The organism is Legionella sp. PC997 (assembly GCF_014109825.1).
Lineage (GTDB): Bacteria > Pseudomonadota > Gammaproteobacteria > Legionellales > Legionellaceae > Legionella.
On record NZ_CP059576.1, the window covers coordinates 3553170 to 3573324 of the forward strand.

The following is a 20155-nucleotide window of genomic DNA, read 5'->3' on the forward strand; positions in this document are numbered from 1 at the left end:
TTTAGACTTGAGTGTTCAGCAGCTTATCATTTGGCAGCATTAAGGATTTCGCCGTAATCCGAAGGAAGAGTTTAATAATAGCTGCATTAATTTAGATACAACACAATTGACCATCCAGTTGCAAATCATCTTCTTCATTGTGTTGTACATCGCGAACAACCTTGGGCTGTTCCTTTTGGTTAAAAAATCCCAATTTTGCCAAAGCGGTTGAACGGTCAATGGTATCTTGAGGCCGGCTCTTATTAACCTCTTCTGCTATAGCAAAATTAATAAAACAAATCGTAACCAAACACATTGCGGCAATCAGTGGAATAATTGGATTCGCGGCAAACATAGGAAGAGCACAACACATTGCCAGAAAAATAAGAGTGGTCGTGGTTACATGGGAACCGAGTCGAAATCGTTCAAAGTCAATTTGGTTATCTATGGCCTTAATATGCTCCTTAATTTGTCTTTGGTCTTTCTCATCCCTTGTAGTACTTAACATGGTCACATAGTGCGATCGCAGCTCGCTTAAACGATTCAGTTCGATATATGCTCTTGTCATTGCCATGATGACATCAAATGCAAAAACAGCAAGCGATACATAAATTCCAAATGGAGCCAAAGCACCAGTCAAAATAAAACAATTAATGAACCCGGAACTAACCCAGGCAATGTCATTTCCTAACTCGAACCAGCGACGTTTTAATTGAGTACTCAGACGTACATACCAACCTAAAGAGTACTCTTTATCATCCATCCACCATCCCGGCACCGTATGTTTTATTAGCACAATTAGATTCACTAACAAACGGGGTAACCAAAAAAACCACGATAAATGCGCCAAAATAGGATCGGTTACTGTATCCATAATTTTGACAAAATTTCGATAGGACTCGGAGCTCGTCTTCAGAAGAGCCAGGAGATCCAATGCCCTTTTGGAACGGATTAATAACAAACGGTATAAATTGATCTCGATGGTGGTATTGCGAACTTGTTGGGTAAACGAAGGAGTTTCTTCTACTTTTTTCGATTTTTGTGTAGGAGCGCCTATTAATTCTAACAATTCACGATATAAATTCTGTTGCTGACGTAAGCGCGTGACTTCTCTGGGGATGATCAAATAGTTTTTATAGATCTCTTCCAAAAGCTCAGCCATTATTAATGCAGCAAACAGCTGTTCTTTGAGCTCTTCTTGGGCGATTGCCTGTTTCGACAGGAATTTAGCTCTTAATTGTTGTCCTAAAAGGCTATATTCAAGATTCAACACCAGATGAAGAGGGACTATCTTACGATAAAAACCCGGACCTAGCTTTTGAATATGCTCTGATGCCCAGTTCTTAGGAATTTGCCCAGCCTGAGGAAGACATAATTCAGGAAAGCTTTCTTGTAAATGTCGAATTAGTGGGGTCATGATGTCCTAAAATGAATTTGGAATTTCGGGATATCAAATAAACAATTCTATATTTATCATTTGTTTATTGTCTATAAATAACTTTAAAAGTAAAAAAATAGGTCTGATTATATATAAAATTACACAAAAAGAAAATTTATGAACTATTTTAACTATTTATTGTTGCTATGCATGAGTATTTACCAATTAAAAATATACATGCTCTTTTGGTGCTAAGGAAGTCTTTTTATTAGAGTTATTCGATCTATACTATAAGTAGGTATTTTGTGGTTTTAGGAATGCTCATAAAACGAAAAAATAGGCCAAAATTAGCTCTTTTTGCAAAAAAATGATCAAAAATGCGCTTATTTTCTTGCTGATTCCTGTCTTCTGAGCGACAATATCACACCCAGTTAAGTGCACAAGAGAATCCATGAATCTTTCCAAAGAATTAGCTAATGCCATTCGCATTTTAAGTGTAGACGCGGTAGAACAAGCCCAATCAGGACATCCCGGAATGCCTCTAGGGATGGCGGATATTGCCACCGTGTTATGGAACAAATTTTTAAAACACAACCCGCAAAACCCGCTTTGGTTTAACCGCGATCGCTTTGTATTATCTAATGGGCATGGTTCCATGTTACTGTATTCCTTACTTCATCTGTCTGGATATAATCTCTCCATAGATGATTTGAAAGATTTTCGCCAATTAAACTCGAAAACTCCGGGACACCCAGAGCTTGGTCATACCCCTGGAGTGGAAACAACTACCGGTCCTTTAGGGCAAGGTCTAGCTAACGCAGTGGGAATGGCATTAGCAGAGCGCGTTTTGGCGACCCACTTCAATCGCGATGATTTTGATCTTGTGGATCACTATACGTATGCTTTTACAGGTGATGGCTGCCTCATGGAGGGTATTTCCCATGAAGCATGTTCGCTCGCCGGAACTTTAGGTTTAGGGAAACTTATTGTCTTCTACGATGACAATGGGATTTCGATTGATGGTAAAGTGGACTCCTGGTTTACTGATGATACCGCACAACGTTTCAAAGCCTATCATTGGCAAGTCATCGAAGCAGTCGATGGCCATGATATGGATGCGATTGAGCAAGCCATTCTTAAAGCTCAAGCCAATACCACCCAACCCACCCTGATTATATGCAAAACTATAATCGGGCTTGGTTCTTCCGTCGCAGGCAGTGAAAAAGCTCATGGTGCCGCCTTGGGGGCAAAAGACATTGCCAATGTGCGCGAATTTTTTAAATGGAAACATGATCCTTTTGTGATCCCTGATGCCATTTATCAGCAATGGAGTCATAAAGAGCAAGGCGAAAAAGAAGAACAGCAATGGCTCTCTCTTTTAAACGACTACCAACAACACTATCCTCAAGAACATTATGAATTTTTACGCCGCATTAATGGCGATCTCCCAGATGATTGGGAAAGTAAAAGTAATGCTTTTTTTGAGCAATGCCTTAATAATGACAAAGCGATCGCGACTCGTAAATCGTCTCAACAATGTATCGAATATTTCGCTCGTATGTTGCCGGAAATGCTCGGGGGTTCGGCTGATTTAACGGGCTCCAATAATACGGATTGGTCAGGCAGCAAAGCCATCACTGGCGAAGATTACTCGGGTAATTACCTGTACTATGGGGTACGGGAATTTGGTATGGCTGCAATCATGAATGGCCTGGCCGTCCATGGAGGATTTATTCCTTACGGGGGTACTTTCCTGGTGTTCGCAGATTATGCACGTAATGCCATCCGTTTAAGTGCATTAATGAAACAACGCGTCATTTATGTCTTTACCCACGACTCTATTGGTTTAGGCGAAGACGGTCCAACCCACCAACCCGTAGAACATGCGTCCATGTTGCGGATGACTCCAGGCATGAGTGTATGGCGTCCTGCAGATTTAATGGAAACAGCCGTTGCATGGAAGCTCGCTTTGGAGCATCATAATGGGCCAACATCCTTACTGCTTTCAAGACAAAATTTACCTGCATTGCCCCATGGAGCAACCGCAGCAGAATTAATAACTAAGGGAGGTTATATCATAATGGATTGTGATGGCACACCGGATGCCATCTTGATTGCAACAGGCTCGGAAGTGCAGTTGGCACTCGCGGCCGCAGAGCAAGGGAAAACACGTGGACTTAAGGTGCGTGTGGTTTCTATGCCTTGTGCAGAGCGATTCCTGGAGCAAGACCAGAATTATAAAAATCAGGTATTGCCCCAAAACGTCCATACACGTATTGCAATTGAAGCCGCAAGTTCGGCTTATTGGTACCAATTCGTTGGCTTGCAAGGTGCCGTAATTGGCCTGGATCGTTTCGGTGTATCAGCTCCAGCAAATCAGGCATATCAATACCTGGATATTACTGTAGAGCGAATAATTAAAACTTTGGAAGACTTAGTATCACATTAAAACATTATTATAAATTTGTAGCCTGGGTGGAGCAAAGCATCACCCTGGGAAACCATCAAATATCTCGGGTCATGGCATTGTCTTACCCAGGCTACGATTTACTGCTATTAAGTTAAAGAACAACCGTTCCCGCGAAAGTAGGAACCCATTTCTGGCGAGGCACCGTGCTACTTTAAGAATAGATTCCCGTCTTCGTGGGAATGACAACATCCTTAACCTAGCAATGTAGCAACGATTAGAAGCTTAACTTGAGATAGTAACTCATTACTAAAAATTGGAGAGAAGTAATATGACAATACGTGTCGCTATTAATGGCTATGGCCGCATTGGCCGTTGTATCTTAAGAGCAATTTTTGAATCCAAAAAACAAAATGAATTTGAAATCGTTGCAATCAATGATTTATCTGCAATTGACACTACAGCCCATCTGACCCGTTATGACACAACACATGGCCGATTCGCATCTGATGTCAGCGTGGAAGGCGACATGTTAGTAGTGGATGGCCATGCAATCAAAATCATCGCAGAACGGAACCCTCTAAATCTGCCTTGGAAAGAGTTAAACATCGATTTAGTTTTAGAGTGTACTGGCTTCTTTACTGAACGCGAAAAAGCAATGCAGCATATTACTGCGGGTGCTAAAAAAGTATTGATTTCCGCTCCAGGAAAAAATGTGGATGCAACCATCGTTTATGGTGTGAACCACCAAACGCTCAAAGCGTCTGATCTCATCGTTTCTAATGCATCTTGCACCACCAATTGCTTAGCACCCGTTGTGAAACCTTTAAACGATGCCTTAGGTATTGAATATGGTTTATTAAATACAGTGCATGCTTATACTAATGATCAAATGCTTTTGGATGGAAGTCATGAAGATTTACGTCGTGCTCGTGCAGCAGCGCACTCTATTATTCCAACGAAAACCGGCGCAGCCGCAGCGGTAGGGTTAGTTTTACCTGAGTTAGCAGGAAAACTCGATGGTTTTGCGATGCGTGTTCCGGTCCTTAACGTTTCTGTTATCGATTTGACCTTTACAGCAAAGCGTGAGACTACCGTAAAAGAAGTGAATGACATCGTACGTCAAGCCAAAAGTCGTATCTTACAAATCAATGATGATCCTTTAGTATCCTGTGATTTTAATCATAATCCTGCATCATCTATTTTTGATACTACTCAAACCAAAGTATTTGGAAACCTAGTGAAAATCGTAGCCTGGTATGATAATGAATGGGGCTTTTCTAATCGTATGCTTGATACAGCACATCAAATGATGAGTTGCTAAACCCCAGTTTGGAGATATTGATGAGTCTGATACAAATGAGCGATATAGACCTGTCTGGGAAACGGGTACTAATTCGTGAAGATCTAAATGTTCCAATCAAAGAGGGAATTATTACCAGCGATCAACGCTTGCAAGCGGCATTACCCACTTTAAAAGCAGCCTTAGATGCTGGTGCGGCAGTGATGGTTTTATCTCATTTAGGCCGTCCTGAAGAAGGAAAGATTGAACGACGCTTTTCGATGAAACCTATTGCAGAATACTTGCAAAAACATTTGAACTATCCTGTTTATTTCGTAAGTGATTACCTCAATGGTGTGGTTGCTAAACCAGGAGAGTTAGTCGTTTGCGAAAACGTACGTTTCAATGTGGGTGAGAAGAATAATGATGAGCAGCTTGCCAAAAAACTTGCAAGCCTTTGTGATGTCTTTGTTATGGATGCCTTTGGTACAGCGCATCGAGCCCAAGCTTCTACCTATGGTGTCGCTCAATATGCACCAGTTGCCGTTGCAGGTCCCTTATTAGTTCGTGAACTCAACGCCATAGAGAAAGCACTCGCAGCGCCCCAGAAACCGATTGTTGCCATTGTTGGTGGTGCCAAAGTCTCTACCAAACTCAGTTTATTACGTCAATTAGTCACTTTGGTTGATTACTTAATCCCTGGAGGGGGTATTGCAAATACATTCCTTAAAGCCCGGGGTTTTGAAATTGGGGTTTCACTTTACGAAGAAGCTTTACTGGATGAGGCACGAGAAATTCTCCAAATTGCTGAAGAAAAAGGATGTCGCATACCTTTACCCACTGATGTAGTAGTCGGTAAATCGTTTAGTGAACAATGTCCCGCATATAATAAGTCGTTACAGAATGTTGCCACTGATGACATGATCCTTGATATTGGTCCCATGACAGTTAGTGAGTATGTCGACATTATTAATGAGGCTAAAACCATCATTTGGAATGGCCCGGTTGGAGTTTTTGAATTTGCACAATTTGCTTATGGAACCCGGGCGTTGGCGATTGCAATTGCCGAAAGTGATGCCTTTTCCATCGCAGGTGGTGGGGACACGCTTGCTGCGATCGATCTCTATGACCTAAATCAGCAAATTTCTTATGTTTCCACGGGAGGTGGGGCATTTCTTGAGTGTTTAGAAGGAAAAACCTTGCCAGCTGTTGCCATTTTGCAGGAGCGTGCAAAAGATGTTAAGACAAACTAAAATCGTTGCCACATTAGGGCCGGCTAGTAATAATCCGGCGACACTTCGTGCCATGTTAACCGCAGGTGTTGACGTGGTACGCATCAACTTTTCCCATGCTGACGCCTCCGCATTACAGCTTATTGCTTTAGTTCGAGGGATTGCAGAAGAATTAAATTGTCCACTGGCAGTAATGGCTGATTTACAAGGGCCTAAAATTCGTATCGGTCGTTTTAAAGAGAAATCGATCACTTTGATTGAAGGCCAAGAGTTTACTTTGGATTGTAATGCCGCAGAATTACTAGGAGATGAACAGGAAGTTTCTGTCGCATATCCCGACCTTGCTCGTGAACTGGCTCCAGAAGATCATTTATTACTAAATGATGGTTTAGTTGAGTTGGAAGTTATGAGTATATCTGGCTCCAAAATTCATTGCCGTGTTATTGAAGGCGGGGGCTTAAGTGATCTTAAGGGATTAAACAGAAAGGGAGGCGGGTTAGCAGCCAGAACCATGACGGATAAAGACAAGCGTGATTTACGTACAGCCATCGAAGCTGAAGTAGATTACATCAGTTTGTCTTTCGTAAAAGACGCTGAGGACATTCGCCATGCTCGTAGGCTCATGACTGAATTTGGCAAAAAAATACCCGTTATTGCTAAAATTGAACGCACGGAAGCATTACACTATCTAACCGAAATAATTCAAGAGGCGGATGCAATCATGGTTGCGCGTGGCGATCTAGGAGTTGAGATAGGTGCCGCTGAAGTCCCTGCAATCCAAAAGCACATCATTGGTGAAGCACGTCGATTAGATAAAGTAGTCATTACCGCAACCCAAATGATGGAATCGATGATTAATAATCCTCAGCCTACCCGCGCAGAAGTCTCAGACGTTGCCAATGCTATATTGGATGGGACAGATGCCGTGATGTTGTCTGCGGAAACCGCCAGTGGCCAATTCCCAGTTAAGGTATTGACTATGGTCAATAAGATCTGCCTGAGTACGGAAAAGCATGCCAGTTTTTACTATCACAACAATAAAACTGAAGCCTGCCATTATCAGCGAGCGGATCAGGCTATTGCCATGGCAACCATGCATGCAGCGAATCATTTTCCCATCCAAGCAATTATTACGTTGACCGAATCAGGGGATACCGCTTTATGGATCTCCAGACAACAAAGTAGAGTCCCTATTATCGCGGTTTCAGCTAACAAACGAACCATAGGTCGTTTGTGCCTTGTCCATAATGTTTTTCCAGTGTTCATGAATTATTATCAATTTAATGCGGAAACATTGAATCAACAAGTGCTTGAAGAGCTGGTAAAATCAGGTCATCTTGGATCAAAAGGCTTTGTCTTATTAACACGGGGTCGAATGATCGGTACCGCAGGAGGTACAAATAGCATGGAGATTATTCGGGTCTAGACTTAGTTATAGGATAGTAGATAGAAGAACCGTCCATCTACTATTTTGCGGGTGTAGTTCAATGGTAGAACCTCAGCTTCCCAAGCTGATGGCGTGGGTTCGATTCCCATCACCCGCTCCATTGCAATAGAACAGATGTAAAATCGAAGGCTTATGCACCAATGGCTCACATTTTCATAATTGGAGAAGAAGGATAATCTTTATGGAAATTTTCCTCCTCTACAGCGAGCTCTTGTTCTTTACATTCCAAACATTTTCCACAACCACAACGAATCGTTCGAGAAACAACTAAAGGTGTTGTGCCCCCTACCCCCATACCCAAACCCGTGGCTATGATCCAAGGTAGAGGAGTAAAACAGGAAACTAGAATGCCTCCGATTACACCGAAAGTACAACCACAACCGACTGCAACTTTCTCTTCTGGGGTGATGCACGATTTACTTAGTGGAACGTTCCATGTTTGATTGATATCATTTTTTTTGGCTTTAACGGCAATCTTAAGCTCTTTAATCGCTTGTTCTTTTTCCTCTCGCTTTTGGCGAACAAGTTCAGCCTGCTGGACTCGTAGGTGCTCTACAAATTGAGTATGTATCTGTGAATAGGTTCCATTATATTCTTTGTTACATATTTTAACATAGATCTGCTTTGGATATTTAAAAACCAGTTCTTTGAAGGTTGAATTAGTCCTAGCTAAATGATTTAACGACTGCACGTCAAGAAAAAACATCACCAGATAGATTACGTCATTCGGAACTTGAGAAAAGTGTCCTTTGTTAGTTGCCTTTTGCGCTTCTCTTTTTTTAAACACAACGCCCCCATATCGATTAAAAACGGAATCGGTTGATATTAGCCAATAATATTTAACATTCAAATAGTTATTTCATTAACTTTCATTTCTTAATATAAAATATATGAACGCTGTTTGTATTTTGAAGGGATCATGAAGTTAATGCGGGGTTAGGTTTGCGGAAGAACCTGGGTATCGCTATGCTGCACCCAGGCGACATAATTCGAAGTAAAAAGTGAATTATTCGATGATTTCCTTTTTCTCACTTCGAGATAAACCCAATTTCTCTTTCAAACGTGCTACTGCATCTGGATCATATTGCCTTGTCGTTTTATTTTTAACGACTACCGCCGTAGTTCTCGTGGGTTGTGTTGGGGTATTTAAGCTGTTATAGGTTGAAGAACGGACTGGATAGGTAGGAAAGTGAGCCTCAGTGGATGAGGACGATTGGGTCGTTACCTGCGATTGAAAAGTCGTATTTTGTGGGGTAGAAGCGGCTTGATTTGTCGTCTTTTCTACTTGCGTTTTTCGAGCGTTTCTTACACTTTTTTCAACACGTTTTCTAATTTTGGTCGCAGCATGTTCCGCCTCTTCTTCACTTACCTCAGCAACTTCGTTACCTTGTAAATCAACACGCATCTCTCGTAGCTTGAGGCATGCCAAATAATCAAGTCGACGCGTAAATATAACCACGGCTTCTCTTAATTTACTTTTGGAAATTCCTGATTTTTCAGCTTCATCGGCATGCAGCAAAATGTCATCCATAATCCCCACTTTTAATGGACGGATTCTTAATGAATTATCGAATGCTGCGGGAAAATGTGCAGCGAGCCACAATAAGGCATCTGTTCGTGCTTTTTTAGAACTATTTTTTTGAGCTTTATTAATAACGGCGGTGCGTGGGTGCAGCTCCTGTTTTCTCATTAGTGGACCCTTGTTAGATATTGAATGTCATATCCTGAAAATGAAATCATTCGCCTTAGGAATGAGCGCACAATGTACAATGTTTGATGATTGTTTGCAAGCACTCTGAAACATGTTCAATACTTATATAAAAACAAGAAATCAAAGTAGAAAAAGAGCCCATGATAGTCCTATAATAAAAACAGGAAGGTCGTAATTTGCTATAGATGCGATATGATTTCTGTATCTCGCCGAATTTGTCCCTTTGATTACGACTTATGGAGCATATATGACAGATTTTATAAAAAAATTATTTATATTATTTATTGCCTTATTTTTTCCATGGGTCATATTTCTTATGGATGATAATCCTGGGGGGGCCTTTATCGCCTTAGCGTTACAAGCCACTGTCATTGGATGGCCATTTGCCACCGGCTGGGCTTTGCGAACACACTATCCTCCCAAAAAAGAAAAGCAACAATAAGATCATAAGGAGAACTATGTTAACTCGCGTCATTGTCAATGGGGCTAACGGTAAGATGGGCTCAATGGCCTGTGAAACTCTAAATAACCACAACGAATTTGAATTAGTCGCACAACTTGGCAAAGAAGATAATTTGGCGCAAGCCATTAAAGACACCCAAACCCAGATTGTGGTTGATCTTACGCGTGCAGATTGTGTCTATCAAAATACTCTTACGATTATAAATCATGGAGCCCATCCAGTTATTGGAACCTCAGGACTTCTACCCAACCAAATTAACGAATTAACTGCATTTTGTGAAAGCCGCCGTTTGGGAGGAATCATTGCCCCTAATTTTTCTATAAGTGCAGTTTTGATGATGATTTTTGCGGCCAAAGCAGCTGAATATTTTCCCGAAGTTGAAATTATTGAAGCGCATCATCAACAAAAGCTGGATGCTCCCTCCGGGACTGCCTTAAAAACTGCTGAAATGATTGCTGCAGCACGAAAAAATCCTAAAAATAAATTAAATCTCAAAGAATTAATCCCTGGGGCTCGTGGAGGGGTACATGGTGAGGTCAATATCCATTCCTTGCGTCTACCTGGTGTTATTGCTCGTCAACAAGTCATTTTCGGTAGTGTCGGTGAAACCCTAACCATTACGGACGATTGCATTGACCGACGCTCTTTTATGCCGGGGATCATTTTGTCCTGTCAAAAAGTTTTAGGGTTATCTACATTGATTTATGGACTCGAGCATTTACTCTAAGCAAAAACCAGGGGCCTCATCGCAGGCTCCCGCGAATAGGTCGCGGAAGGCCAAACGAGGATGATTGGGAAAAATGGCGAGATCGCATAAATAATTAAGACAATCTGTACTGAGCCTTGGTTTAATAGATGTTGACAACCTCTTCTTATCTTTTTTAGCTATAATGCATCTAGATGCTAGCAATATTTTTTAGTGATGGCTCCCCCAAATAAATACTAAGGTGGAAAGGATGCGTCAACGTAAATATTTTGGTACAGATGGCATACGTGGCCGAGTTGGGCAATCAAATATTAACCCTGAGTTTGTTTTAAAATTAGGCTGGGCAGTAGGAAATTTACTTAATCAAAAGCCAGGAAGCAAAGTGGTAGTGGGGAAAGACACCCGAATATCCGGCTACATGTTGGAATCTGCTTTACAAGCAGGTTTATCCGCATCTGGAGTTGATATTGCATTGTTAGGGCCTATGCCTACTCCTGGAATAGCATATTTTACTCAAACCCTTAGAGCGGATATGGGAATCGCAATTAGTGCTTCTCATAACCAATTTGAAGATAATGGAATTAAATTTTTCTCATCTGAAGGTGGAAAATTTCCTGAGAGTATTGAGTTTGCAATAGAGGCTGAATTAGAGAAAAAATTGCAGACCGTACCTTCTGCGCAGTTAGGTAAAGCAATACGGATTCATGATGCGGCGGGGCGTTACATTGAATTTTGTAAATCTACAATTCCTTTCAAGTGCCGTTTTACCAATTTTAAAATAGTCGTGGATTGTGCCAATGGGGCAACCTATAATATCGCCCCTAATGTATTTTCTGAATTAGGCGCAAAGGTAATTCCCATAGGGGTGAAGCCTAATGGTTTTAATATCAATCACAATTGTGGATCCACAGCACCTGGGTTATTACGGAAAAAAGTCCTCGATTCAGGTGCAGATATCGGTATTGGTTTGGATGGTGATGGGGATAGAGTTATTTTAATAGACTCCCAAGGCAATCTGGTTAATGGCGATCAGATTATTTACATTATTGCTAAGGACAGATACCAGCGAGGTGTACTAAACGGTGGGGTGATAGGTACTTCAATGAGTAATTACAGTCTTGAGCACGAACTTAAATCGTTAGGGATCCCTTTTCTCCGAGCTCAAGTAGGGGATCGATACGTTCAGGAAATGCTGCGAGCAAAAAATTGGAAACTTGGTGGAGAGTCCTCCGGTCATATTATTTGTTTCGATAAAACCACCACAGGAGATGGAATTATAACCGCCTTACAAGTTTTGGCGATTATGACCAGGCAGAATCAATCACTATATGAACTGACGCAAAGCATTCATTTGTTGCCTCAAGCCTTCATTAATTTTAAAACCAAAAATGCCACCTTTCTTCTCTCCCATCCCGACGTAATCCAAGCCGTTAAAAACCTGGAAAAGAGTTTGAAAGGTAAAGGGAGAATTTTACTAAGGCCTTCGGGTACAGAACAATTATTACGAATTATGGTTGAAGGAAGGGATCAAATTGTAATTAATGAATATGCACTTATGTTACACGATATTATATCTAGTTTCGATAAAACATAATTGAACCCTAATACCAGAAATAGCTAGCACCGCTGACTGCTAGGAATGGGAGCGAACCTTCAGATTTAAAACTTGCGCAGGCAAAACAACCGGAATTTTGGCGTGTTTAATTATTTCTAAAATTTGCGCAAACTTTTCAGGGTTAATATGTCCTGGGATTTCATTGTTATCAATTTGGTTAAAAACGAGAATAAGCCAGCTGTTAGAGTCAGATGCCACGTCTATTAGACTTTTAATCACTGCAGGATTTGTTTTATTAGATACGGGATAGGACTTTAAATTATATTTATCAGTTAAAGGCAAGGCGTTCAATTGCTCATCTAAAAATCGACTGGAGCTGTAAAATTGTTTTGAAAACTGCATCATTTTAGATGATTTATTATACGAACAAGGTGCCACAAAATTTTCAGCGCGCAATCCTCTTGATAGTAATACCTTCTTAGAGGCCAACAATTCCTTTTCCAAATTATAACTGAAGTAACTGCAATGTCCTGAAACTGAGTAGGAAACTGTTTCCCAACCTTTATTTTGTAATGATTTCAATTGATTCCATGATAAGTAACTATACCCACATATAGAATCGGTGGGGACAGAGATCGCGGCAACAAAATTATTTGCATCCATAAGTTTTAAAACATCTTGCGAACCTTGAGATGAATAAGCCCCATCAAACCAAATGGTTACCAATCCTCGCGTGGGTTTAGGAATGGAAGGGATGCTTGCAGGGGGGGTGGTGTCAAAGGGTGCGTGTGCACAATTGTATCTTTTCGTTATTGCTACTGTAAATCCAATTAAAATGATTAAAGGAGCGATGACACCCAAAAAAAAATAAACTCTGAAGACCGTAGCCATAATCATCCCATCGTATTCCAGTTGATTCGATTTAATCACTCAATACCGCTATTTAACGAGCTCTCGTGACCTTTTGATTGTAAATCAAATTTAATAATTTCACAGTTTTTTAAGGGATTGGACGTTTCAAATTGTCTAAACTGTTGCATCCATTGGGGTGTTACCTCCCACCCGTGCTCTAATCCAAATTGAAATGCCCTAAAAAAAACACCGTGCCCTATAACAACAATAAATCCTGTGCGTAAAGATAATTTTTCATAAAAACTTTGAACGCGTTCTATAAAATGTGCAAAAGCCTCTACTTGCTCTCCATCACAAAATAAGGGATTTGCTTCTTGCCAATACCATTCGATGCGTTTTTTTCGTTCTGCACTATCCATGTTTTTTAATTTTATGGGCGACAAATAAGCGAACTCCTCTATGGGCCAAATCTCTACTGGGGTCTGCGGCCATAATTTGATAATAGGTTCTGCCGTTCTTAGTACCCGCTGCAAGGGTGAACGAATAATCAAATCCGGGGCTCTTTTGATTTCTTTAGCCACAGTGCAAGCCTGCTGGATACCTAGCGGTGTTAAGTCTGAATTATTTGGTTTATCCGTCCACTGGCGGATGTTAACAAATGTCTCACCATGACGAATTAACCAGAGAGTTAATTTTGACACAATTCCATCCATTCACTAAAGGGTAAAAAATGCTCGGTCCAATAGCGTACCATCATCGTTTCTTTAAAAGGCATAAGATGCTCCGGGAGTTCTTCATTATTTATATCTTTTATGAGTAATTTGGGCATATCGATTCCAGAGGCAGTGGTTAAAGGTAAGGTGCCGGGAAAACGAGGATTTATTTCCAAGAGTTTAAATATATTATCGGCAGAAGCTTTAAATTGAATATTGGCCGCATATTTGATATTCATAACCTTGGCAATCGAAAGAGCCGTTCGTTGCAATTCAGGAAAAAAGACACTGCGCGCTGTAACTGCTATACCCGAATCAATTTTCATCCTCAAACGAGGTACTGCTGCAAGAGGTCGGCCACTGCTGTGGATATACACATCCACTGAGTATTCTTCTCCTGGTAACAATTCTTGAATTAAATAGCTGCCATCTCGAGGCAATCGCGCAAAATCGTTAGGATCTGTTATTTTCACGCATCCTCTGGATCCGGCACCAACTCGTGGTTTTGCAAAGCAGGGAAAACTAATTTTTAAAGAGGAGACATCTTCCATTACTAAATGAAAATCCGGTACGGGCGCAGTGTCTTTACATAGGTTGAGTAACAAATATTTATCAAAACAATTTTTTAAAGTAAGGTATGGGCTTAAAGGAATTATTGTGCCTATGTCTTTAAAAGCCTGGTCATGCGCTGCTAAAGGAGCTAATTCACTATCGACCGTGGGAATAAGGAGATCAATCTTATCCTTTTGACATAAATCCAGCATCTTATTTACAAAATCTGGTGCATCTCCCGGTAAAGACAAGCTGCGTTGAGCCGGAGGTACCAGATATAAACCCGCAGCATTGGGATCCATATCGCACATATAAATAGTATGGTCTTTAGCAAGACTTTTCCAAACACTAATTGCGGAAGCCCCTCCTGCACCAGTTAAAAGAATATTCATGTGACCTCCTGTACATTTATTTCTTCTTAAGGGATGACGATTTTTTAGCTTATCTGTTGCTGCCGGATAACCTCCATCGCCTCTGCCATGCTGTAGTTTATATAGCGTCCCCAAAATGCAGCAGTTGCACATACGAGCTCGGAGCTAAGATAGGGTTTTGAAACCGATTGCGATTTGTATAAAGCTATTATTTCTAATTTTCGCTCGAGAACACTTTTAATATCAATAAAGAGATTGGGCTTAAAATTAACCGTAGATGAAGGAGATGCATAGCAATATATATTTTTAACCTTACGGGCGGCAACCAGTGTTGCGTGATGTACGTTGCGGTGATCTTGATGGGAGTCATGCAAAGAATGTGTATAGATATGCGTTGGATTAACTTCTTTAATGACTTTTTCAATATAGTTGATGGTGACACTGGTATTCGAGATTTGCGTGTCCATCAGATTATATAGATATAAATTGGCATTCAATTCGCGGGCAGCCTGTTCTGCTTCAATTTTACGTAATTGGGGATCACCACCTCTCTCACCTAAGGAAAGAGTCAAAATGTGGATAGAATCTTGGTTTAATTGATGGAGCACAAGACTTCCGCCACAACCAATTTCGACATCATCGGGATGGGCACCAATGGCCAAAATTACATTTTGCTTTTCACGTGAAGGTTTTGCTTCGTCCACTAATCTATAGACAGTTTCTACTAATTTATTTTTTTCTAATGGCCTAAATACAAGTGCATCCGCATGGAACTCTAGAGCAGCCAGAATAAAGTCTATTTTTTGATTGGCGGTAATGATTAAAACAGGAGTGAAAGGACTGGAGATTTTTACCATCTTGGTTATTTCTAAAACATTACTATTTTCCAAATTGATATCGGTAATAACAAGATTCCAATGCTTTTTTTGCAACAAGTCCTTGGCTTCGATCAAGTCTTTGGCAGTGGTTATTGCCATGTCTTTTTTGAGCCAATTCGTTATTTTGTTAACAACATCTGCAGAACTTCCAATAATTAAAATGTTGTATAAAGATTTCATTGGATCTAATCCGTTATTTCCTATCAGTTAAAACCATTATTTTTTATATTGAAAATATCGTAATTTACCGAGTCACGAGTCCCTTCTTCTTATTCACTATGCAGTATTTCATACCCTGATTCAAATATTATAACTCATATAACGCATTTTGATTCTAAATGAGAATAAACTGATGTACTGTATATCCTATAATTTAAATATATAATAATAACTGTGATGTTAATTGACTTTTATTTGTCTAGGTATCCAGACAAGATTATTACAACTATTTCGTTTCACTTTTAAGTATACCATGCGGGTGTGAAGCTTGATTGGGGCAGGGAAGTAAAAAGGATTTCTATGTATATTTCGGTTAAATTTAAATTTTTAATTGTTTTACTTATTGCCTTTGCGTGGTTGTCCTTATCTATTTATTTAACAATTCCCTGGATACATGATCTGAGTGAGTACATTAACTGGCTTGGAGCTTGGATTATTATTTCACTTATTGCCCTCATACCAGGTTTTATGTATGCGTTTTTCCTTGCCTCTTATATTTTCGACAAACGACCCAAAATTCGCCCTGTGCATGAATGGCCTGATATCTCCGTAATTGTACCCGCACATAATGAAGAATCCAATATTGTAAAATCGATCCAATCGGTATTTAACCAAGACTATGCGGGGCGTTTTGAAGTAATTGTTATTGATAATGCATCAACAGATAACACGCTTGCTTTGCTCAAAGAACTGAAAATGGAAAACTTAACTGTGCTGGAGGAATTGACCAAGGGAAAATCTCATGCACTAAACACTGGGATCGCAAAAGCGAAATATGACCATGTGCTCACATTAGACGCTGATACGTGTTTAATGAAAAATGCGTTAACTGAAATTGTGAAAAAATTTTTGAATTGCGCGCACCTGCCTACCCCTACGGCTGCCGTTGCAGGGAGTATCTATATTCAAAACTCCAGAGCGACTATGATTACCCGCATGCAGGAATGGGAATACTTCCATGGTATCGCTGGGGTCAAGCGAATGCAAAGTTTGTTTCAAGGCACGCTTGTGGCACAAGGCAATTTTTCATTATATAAAAAGTCTTGCATTACCGAGGTAGGTCTTTGGCAACATACAGTTGGAGAAGATATCGTTTTAACTTGGGGATTATTATTGAAGGGATATCGTATAGATTTTGCCGAAGATGCGATAGCTTTTGCAAATGTGCCTGAAACTTATAAAAAATTTTTTCTGCAACGAAGCCGATGGGCTAGAGGTTTAATCGAGGCGTTTATTGCATACCCAACCATACTACTCCAACCCAGACTGATCACTTTTATTGTATACTGGAATTTACTTTTCCCTGCCATGGATGCGGCTTTTTTCTTTATTTTTATTCCAGCAGTTATTGCTGCCCTCTTCTTTGGCTTTTATTTAATGGCAGGTCCAATGACTCTGACCGTCATCCCTCTAGCAATTCTCTTGAATACCATCTTATACAGAGGACAAAAAAAAGTATTTCAACGCCATAACCTCCATGTAAGGAGAAATAGGCTGGGTTTCATATTCTATTTATTGTTTTATAACTTTATTATGAGCCCTGCTTGCATTCATGGTTATATGTCCGAGATTTTTAGTCTTCAGAAAAAGTGGGGAACCAAATAATGGGGTATTGCCGATTGATCGGAGCGTTAAGCGTGGTAATTCCGATGACTCTATTTGCGACTATTGCCAACACTTCAGCTCCGCCAAAAACCAGCACCTTGCCTGGATCACAAAACAATAGTGATAATAAACAAAGCCTTAATATTACTAAAAATCCTGTTGAATCTAAAAAAAACCCGCAGGATCTGGAAGTAATTAAGCCATTGGTAAATAAAGTCAATTATGAAGTTTTTTTATTAATTGCCCAGAGCTATGAAATTTTAAATAATTCTTCTGAAGCTTTAGTATTCTATAACAGAGCATTAAACTATGCGCAGACCAACGATGAAATTGAAACCATACGCTCAAAAATAGAAAAAGTTAAACAATTGCCCGTTAATGGTACTTTGAATGAAGAGCCTATTATTCAGTCTGCAAGAATTAATATCGCCAAAAAATACATTGATGAAAACAAAGGACAAGAAGCATTAAATGCTATAAAGCCACTATTAACACAATCTCCTAATTTTGAGGTGTTTATTATAACAGCCCAGGCTTATGCAGAGATGGATAATCCTTCGGTTGCCATGGAATATTTCAATAAGGCGCTCCTTTTGGCCCGTTCAGATGTTGAAATCCAAATTGCCAAATCAGGCATTGATAAAATGAGCAAATGGTTGTCTGAATATAACAAGGCATTAATTGGAGAACAGAGTGATGTAGACGTTACCTTAGTTAAGAAATACATCAATGAAAACAACGGGATCAAAGCGTTGGAAGAGCTGAGGCCTTTACTTTCAAAGCCCCAAGTCCCCTTTGAAGTTTTAATTTTAGCAGCCCAGGCCCATGCCGAGTTAAATGAGCCTGCCCTTGCATTGTCTTACTATGAAAAAGCAGAGTTATTGGCTGACTCAGAAATTAAGCGCCAAATTACAAACTCCGGGATTCAAAAAATGAAAACTTGGCTTGCTCAAGCTAAAGTAAGTACAAGCGGACCACAAATACAAGACCCCAAACTGGATTTGGCAATTAAATATATCGACACGAATCAAGGCAAAAAAGCCCTTGAAATCCTTAAACCGCTGCTCAAATCCCAACAAAATTTTAAAATTTTCCGTTTGGCAGCACAAAGTTATGCTGAAATAAATGAACCTTCCCTTTCCTTGAGTTATTATAAAAAAGCTCTTAGTTTCGCCAAAACAGCCGATGAACAGAAAATTGCTTCCGAAGGCATTAAGAAAATGAACAACTGGTTGGCAAAAGAACGCAAGACCGCCAAACCTGCGCTCTCTCCCCTACAAATTAAATTAAACCTAGTAAGAGAATATATTTCGAAGGATCAAGGAGACAAGGCTTTAGAACTCTTGCAGCCCTTGCTTTTGGACAAACCAAATTATCAAGTATTTATGCTTACCGCGCTAAGTTATGCGCAAACTAATAAACCGCGACTGGCATTAAATTATTATAGGAATGCACTGCCACTTGCCACAACCCCTAAAGACAGAGTGGCAACTTTATTGGGAATTGGAAAGATGCATTTCTGGATGGGGCAATACTTTCGTGCTGAACGAGCTTATGCAGAGATATTTAAATATCCTACCAACTCCAGGGAGTTCGATTTAGCCTTGGCCGGGAAAGTAAAAAGTCTTGCCTATGCAGATAGGCCTATCCGTGCATTTAAAAGTATCCCACCTGATTTGATTTATGAAACCCCTGAACTGGTGGTAGCGGCTATACAATCTTCCCTCTGGTCAGATTGGGCGGATATTTCAAAACAAATTTCGCTCGATTATGAACCTATCATAGTAAAAATCCCGCCTGAATCTGCTTTAGGAAAGGACATTAGCGATGCGTTTTGGCAAATTAATCAAGCAACATGGCCCAATGCTATCACTCCAGGTTATTTTTATTCTATTGATAGTGACGATTATCAAATTTCGCGCGGGTATTTCAATTATACCCACTATTGGTCTCAAATTTTTCAAAGTGAGGCCGGTTTCATTGATACTGTTTATACTCAACCCCTCTCCAAACAACCTGCATCGATTCAGTCTTTATCCAAGTTAGTATCCAAGACCGTATACTTTGGAGAAACCATAAGACCTACGCGTCAGCTAATCCTAAGTGGAAGAATTGCACCTTCAGATTATGAATTATGGCGCCCCTTTTTATGGTCTTCTCAATTAACTTATCGACCTAGCGATTATGTGAGTTTTCTTGTCCAGGGGTTTCATGAAGCGGTTGAGGCTTTACCCGCATTATCGCAACATATTACTGCAACTCAAGTTCATGGCAACATCAATTTAGCACCTCTTCCTTATGTTAAAGTACGTGGTGTACTAAATAATATACGTTTTAGTGACACCAATAATCGAGATGGATATTTCGTGTCCGTAACGACGCTTCTTTCAACTGAACTGGGATTAAGTTTTATTCTTCAAGAAAAAGGCTTTAGGAGTAAGTTTGTTTCTCCATATTATTTCAGTCCCAATAAGTATGTTTTGGATACAGCTATTTTGAGATTAGGCAGAAGGTATGCAACCCGTTGGCATTATTATATAGACGGGGGATTGGGAAGGCAGTTTGTAGGTGTTGATAATGTAGATTCTCGCCCCTCAAGAACCTGGCAGTGGGGCTTAGGATTAAATGGTCCGATAACTGATAGGGTAATTTTAAATTTATATTATTTGATGACAACCCAAGCGGCCAATTTTACCAATTCATCCGTGTACAAATATCAGGCAGGGGCGGTGGAGCTGAAATTTTTGATTTAATGTGCTAAAAGTTCCCATCGCTTACAAACTTTCGAAGCTTTAATAACAATAG

16 protein-coding genes and 1 tRNA gene are annotated in these 20155 nt (G+C 40.1%); 10 read left to right on the top strand and 7 right to left on the bottom strand.

Annotation, left to right across the window (positions count from 1 at the left end; translation table 11 throughout):
* Positions 1-91 precede the first annotated feature (91 nt).
* Positions 92-1396, bottom strand: a complete 1305-nt coding sequence (locus HBNCFIEN_RS15535) for a hypothetical protein (protein ID WP_182391958.1) — start codon at positions 1394-1396, stop codon at positions 92-94.
* A 412-nt stretch (positions 1397-1808) separates the two neighbouring features.
* Here HBNCFIEN_RS15535 and tkt point away from each other — a divergent pair, with 412 nt between their 5' ends.
* From tkt to HBNCFIEN_RS15560, 5 genes are all read left to right on the top strand, one after another.
* Complete coding sequence (tkt, locus tag HBNCFIEN_RS15540; RefSeq protein WP_182391959.1) at positions 1809-3806, top strand: transketolase; 1998 nt, start codon at positions 1809-1811, stop codon at positions 3804-3806.
* A 289-nt stretch (positions 3807-4095) separates the two neighbouring features.
* On the top strand, positions 4096-5088 hold the full coding sequence (gene gap / locus HBNCFIEN_RS15545; protein ID WP_182391960.1) for a type I glyceraldehyde-3-phosphate dehydrogenase: 993 nt from the start codon (positions 4096-4098) through the stop codon (positions 5086-5088).
* A gap of 20 nt (positions 5089-5108) precedes the next feature.
* A complete protein-coding gene (locus HBNCFIEN_RS15550; RefSeq protein WP_182391961.1) occupies positions 5109-6299 on the top strand; it encodes a phosphoglycerate kinase in 1191 nt (396 codons plus the stop codon).
* Positions 6283-7704 carry a pyruvate kinase gene (gene pyk, locus HBNCFIEN_RS15555; protein ID WP_182391962.1) on the top strand — a complete coding sequence of 474 codons (1422 nt, stop codon included), beginning with the start codon at positions 6283-6285 and terminating at the stop codon, positions 7702-7704. The genes HBNCFIEN_RS15550 and pyk overlap by 17 nt, the downstream gene beginning before the upstream one ends.
* A 47-nt stretch (positions 7705-7751) precedes the next feature.
* A tRNA-Gly gene (locus HBNCFIEN_RS15560) sits at positions 7752-7825 on the top strand.
* Positions 7826-7870: 45 nt separating this feature from the next.
* On the opposite strand, the gene HBNCFIEN_RS15565 is transcribed toward HBNCFIEN_RS15560, so the two are convergent.
* Positions 7871-8512 carry a hypothetical protein gene (locus HBNCFIEN_RS15565; RefSeq protein WP_182391963.1) on the bottom strand — a complete coding sequence of 214 codons (642 nt, stop codon included), beginning with the start codon at positions 8510-8512 and terminating at the stop codon, positions 7871-7873.
* A 219-nt stretch (positions 8513-8731) separates the two neighbouring features.
* Positions 8732-9415, bottom strand: coding sequence for a ProQ/FinO family protein (locus tag HBNCFIEN_RS15570; RefSeq protein ID WP_182391964.1), 684 nt, complete (start codon positions 9413-9415; stop codon positions 8732-8734).
* A 268-nt stretch (positions 9416-9683) separates the two neighbouring features.
* Here HBNCFIEN_RS15570 and HBNCFIEN_RS15575 point away from each other — a divergent pair, with 268 nt between their 5' ends.
* The 3 genes from HBNCFIEN_RS15575 to glmM all read left to right on the top strand — a co-directional run bounded on the left by HBNCFIEN_RS15575 (position 9684) and on the right by glmM (position 12199).
* Positions 9684-9878, top strand: a complete 195-nt coding sequence (locus HBNCFIEN_RS15575; RefSeq protein ID WP_182391965.1) for a hypothetical protein — start codon at positions 9684-9686, stop codon at positions 9876-9878.
* A gap of 16 nt (positions 9879-9894) precedes the next feature.
* On the top strand, positions 9895-10626 hold the full coding sequence (gene dapB / locus HBNCFIEN_RS15580) for a 4-hydroxy-tetrahydrodipicolinate reductase (protein ID WP_182391966.1): 732 nt from the start codon (positions 9895-9897) through the stop codon (positions 10624-10626).
* 229 nt (positions 10627-10855) lie between these two features.
* Complete coding sequence (gene glmM / locus HBNCFIEN_RS15585; RefSeq protein ID WP_182391967.1) at positions 10856-12199, top strand: phosphoglucosamine mutase; 1344 nt, start codon at positions 10856-10858, stop codon at positions 12197-12199.
* A gap of 39 nt (positions 12200-12238) precedes the next feature.
* Here glmM and HBNCFIEN_RS15590 read toward each other — a convergent pair whose 3' ends face one another.
* Genes HBNCFIEN_RS15590 through HBNCFIEN_RS15605 form a run of 4 tightly spaced genes read right to left on the bottom strand, consistent with a single transcriptional unit; the run spans position 12239 to position 15706 of the window.
* Positions 12239-13090, bottom strand: a complete 852-nt coding sequence (locus HBNCFIEN_RS15590; RefSeq protein WP_182391968.1) for a hypothetical protein — start codon at positions 13088-13090, stop codon at positions 12239-12241.
* The gene (locus HBNCFIEN_RS15595) at positions 13087-13713 is read right to left on the bottom strand and encodes a histidine phosphatase family protein (protein WP_182391969.1); all 627 of its coding nucleotides are present in this window, start codon (positions 13711-13713) and stop codon (positions 13087-13089) included. Before HBNCFIEN_RS15595 ends, HBNCFIEN_RS15590 begins: the two co-directional genes overlap by 4 nt.
* Positions 13701-14669, bottom strand: coding sequence for an ATP-grasp domain-containing protein (locus HBNCFIEN_RS15600; protein WP_182391970.1), 969 nt, complete (start codon positions 14667-14669; stop codon positions 13701-13703). Before HBNCFIEN_RS15600 ends, HBNCFIEN_RS15595 begins: the two co-directional genes overlap by 13 nt.
* Before the next feature lie 44 nt (positions 14670-14713).
* Positions 14714-15706 (bottom strand): PIG-L family deacetylase, encoded by a 993-nt coding sequence (locus HBNCFIEN_RS15605; RefSeq protein ID WP_182391971.1) that lies wholly within the window; start codon positions 15704-15706, stop codon positions 14714-14716.
* A gap of 339 nt (positions 15707-16045) precedes the next feature.
* Here HBNCFIEN_RS15605 and HBNCFIEN_RS15610 point away from each other — a divergent pair, with 339 nt between their 5' ends.
* Together HBNCFIEN_RS15610 and HBNCFIEN_RS15615 are read left to right on the top strand one after the other, a co-directional pair.
* Entirely contained in the window at positions 16046-17350 is a 1305-nt protein-coding gene (locus tag HBNCFIEN_RS15610) for a glycosyltransferase family 2 protein (RefSeq protein ID WP_182391972.1), read from the top strand.
* Positions 17350-20103, top strand: coding sequence for a hypothetical protein (locus tag HBNCFIEN_RS15615; protein ID WP_182391973.1), 2754 nt, complete (start codon positions 17350-17352; stop codon positions 20101-20103). Before HBNCFIEN_RS15610 ends, HBNCFIEN_RS15615 begins: the two co-directional genes overlap by 1 nt.
* Positions 20104-20155: the final 52 nt, after the last annotated feature.

Coding starts and splice junctions, on each gene's coding strand:
- HBNCFIEN_RS15550 (WP_182391961.1), top strand. CDS start 5,109: ATGAGTCTGATACAAATGAGCGATATAGACCTGTCTGGGAAACGGGTA.
- HBNCFIEN_RS15575 (WP_182391965.1), top strand. CDS start 9,684: ATGACAGATTTTATAAAAAAATTATTTATATTATTTATTGCCTTATTT.
- HBNCFIEN_RS15600 (WP_182391970.1), bottom strand. CDS start 14,669: ATGAATATTCTTTTAACTGGTGCAGGAGGGGCTTCCGCAATTAGTGTT.
- HBNCFIEN_RS15610 (WP_182391972.1), top strand. CDS start 16,046: ATGTATATTTCGGTTAAATTTAAATTTTTAATTGTTTTACTTATTGCC.
- dapB (WP_182391966.1), top strand. CDS start 9,895: ATGTTAACTCGCGTCATTGTCAATGGGGCTAACGGTAAGATGGGCTCA.
- pyk (WP_182391962.1), top strand. CDS start 6,283: ATGTTAAGACAAACTAAAATCGTTGCCACATTAGGGCCGGCTAGTAAT.
- HBNCFIEN_RS15605 (WP_182391971.1), bottom strand. CDS start 15,706: ATGAAATCTTTATACAACATTTTAATTATTGGAAGTTCTGCAGATGTT.
- gap (WP_182391960.1), top strand. CDS start 4,096: ATGACAATACGTGTCGCTATTAATGGCTATGGCCGCATTGGCCGTTGT.
- HBNCFIEN_RS15535 (WP_182391958.1), bottom strand. CDS start 1,396: ATGACCCCACTAATTCGACATTTACAAGAAAGCTTTCCTGAATTATGT.
- HBNCFIEN_RS15615 (WP_182391973.1), top strand. CDS start 17,350: ATGGGGTATTGCCGATTGATCGGAGCGTTAAGCGTGGTAATTCCGATG.
- tkt (WP_182391959.1), top strand. CDS start 1,809: ATGAATCTTTCCAAAGAATTAGCTAATGCCATTCGCATTTTAAGTGTA.
- glmM (WP_182391967.1), top strand. CDS start 10,856: ATGCGTCAACGTAAATATTTTGGTACAGATGGCATACGTGGCCGAGTT.
- HBNCFIEN_RS15570 (WP_182391964.1), bottom strand. CDS start 9,415: ATGAGAAAACAGGAGCTGCACCCACGCACCGCCGTTATTAATAAAGCT.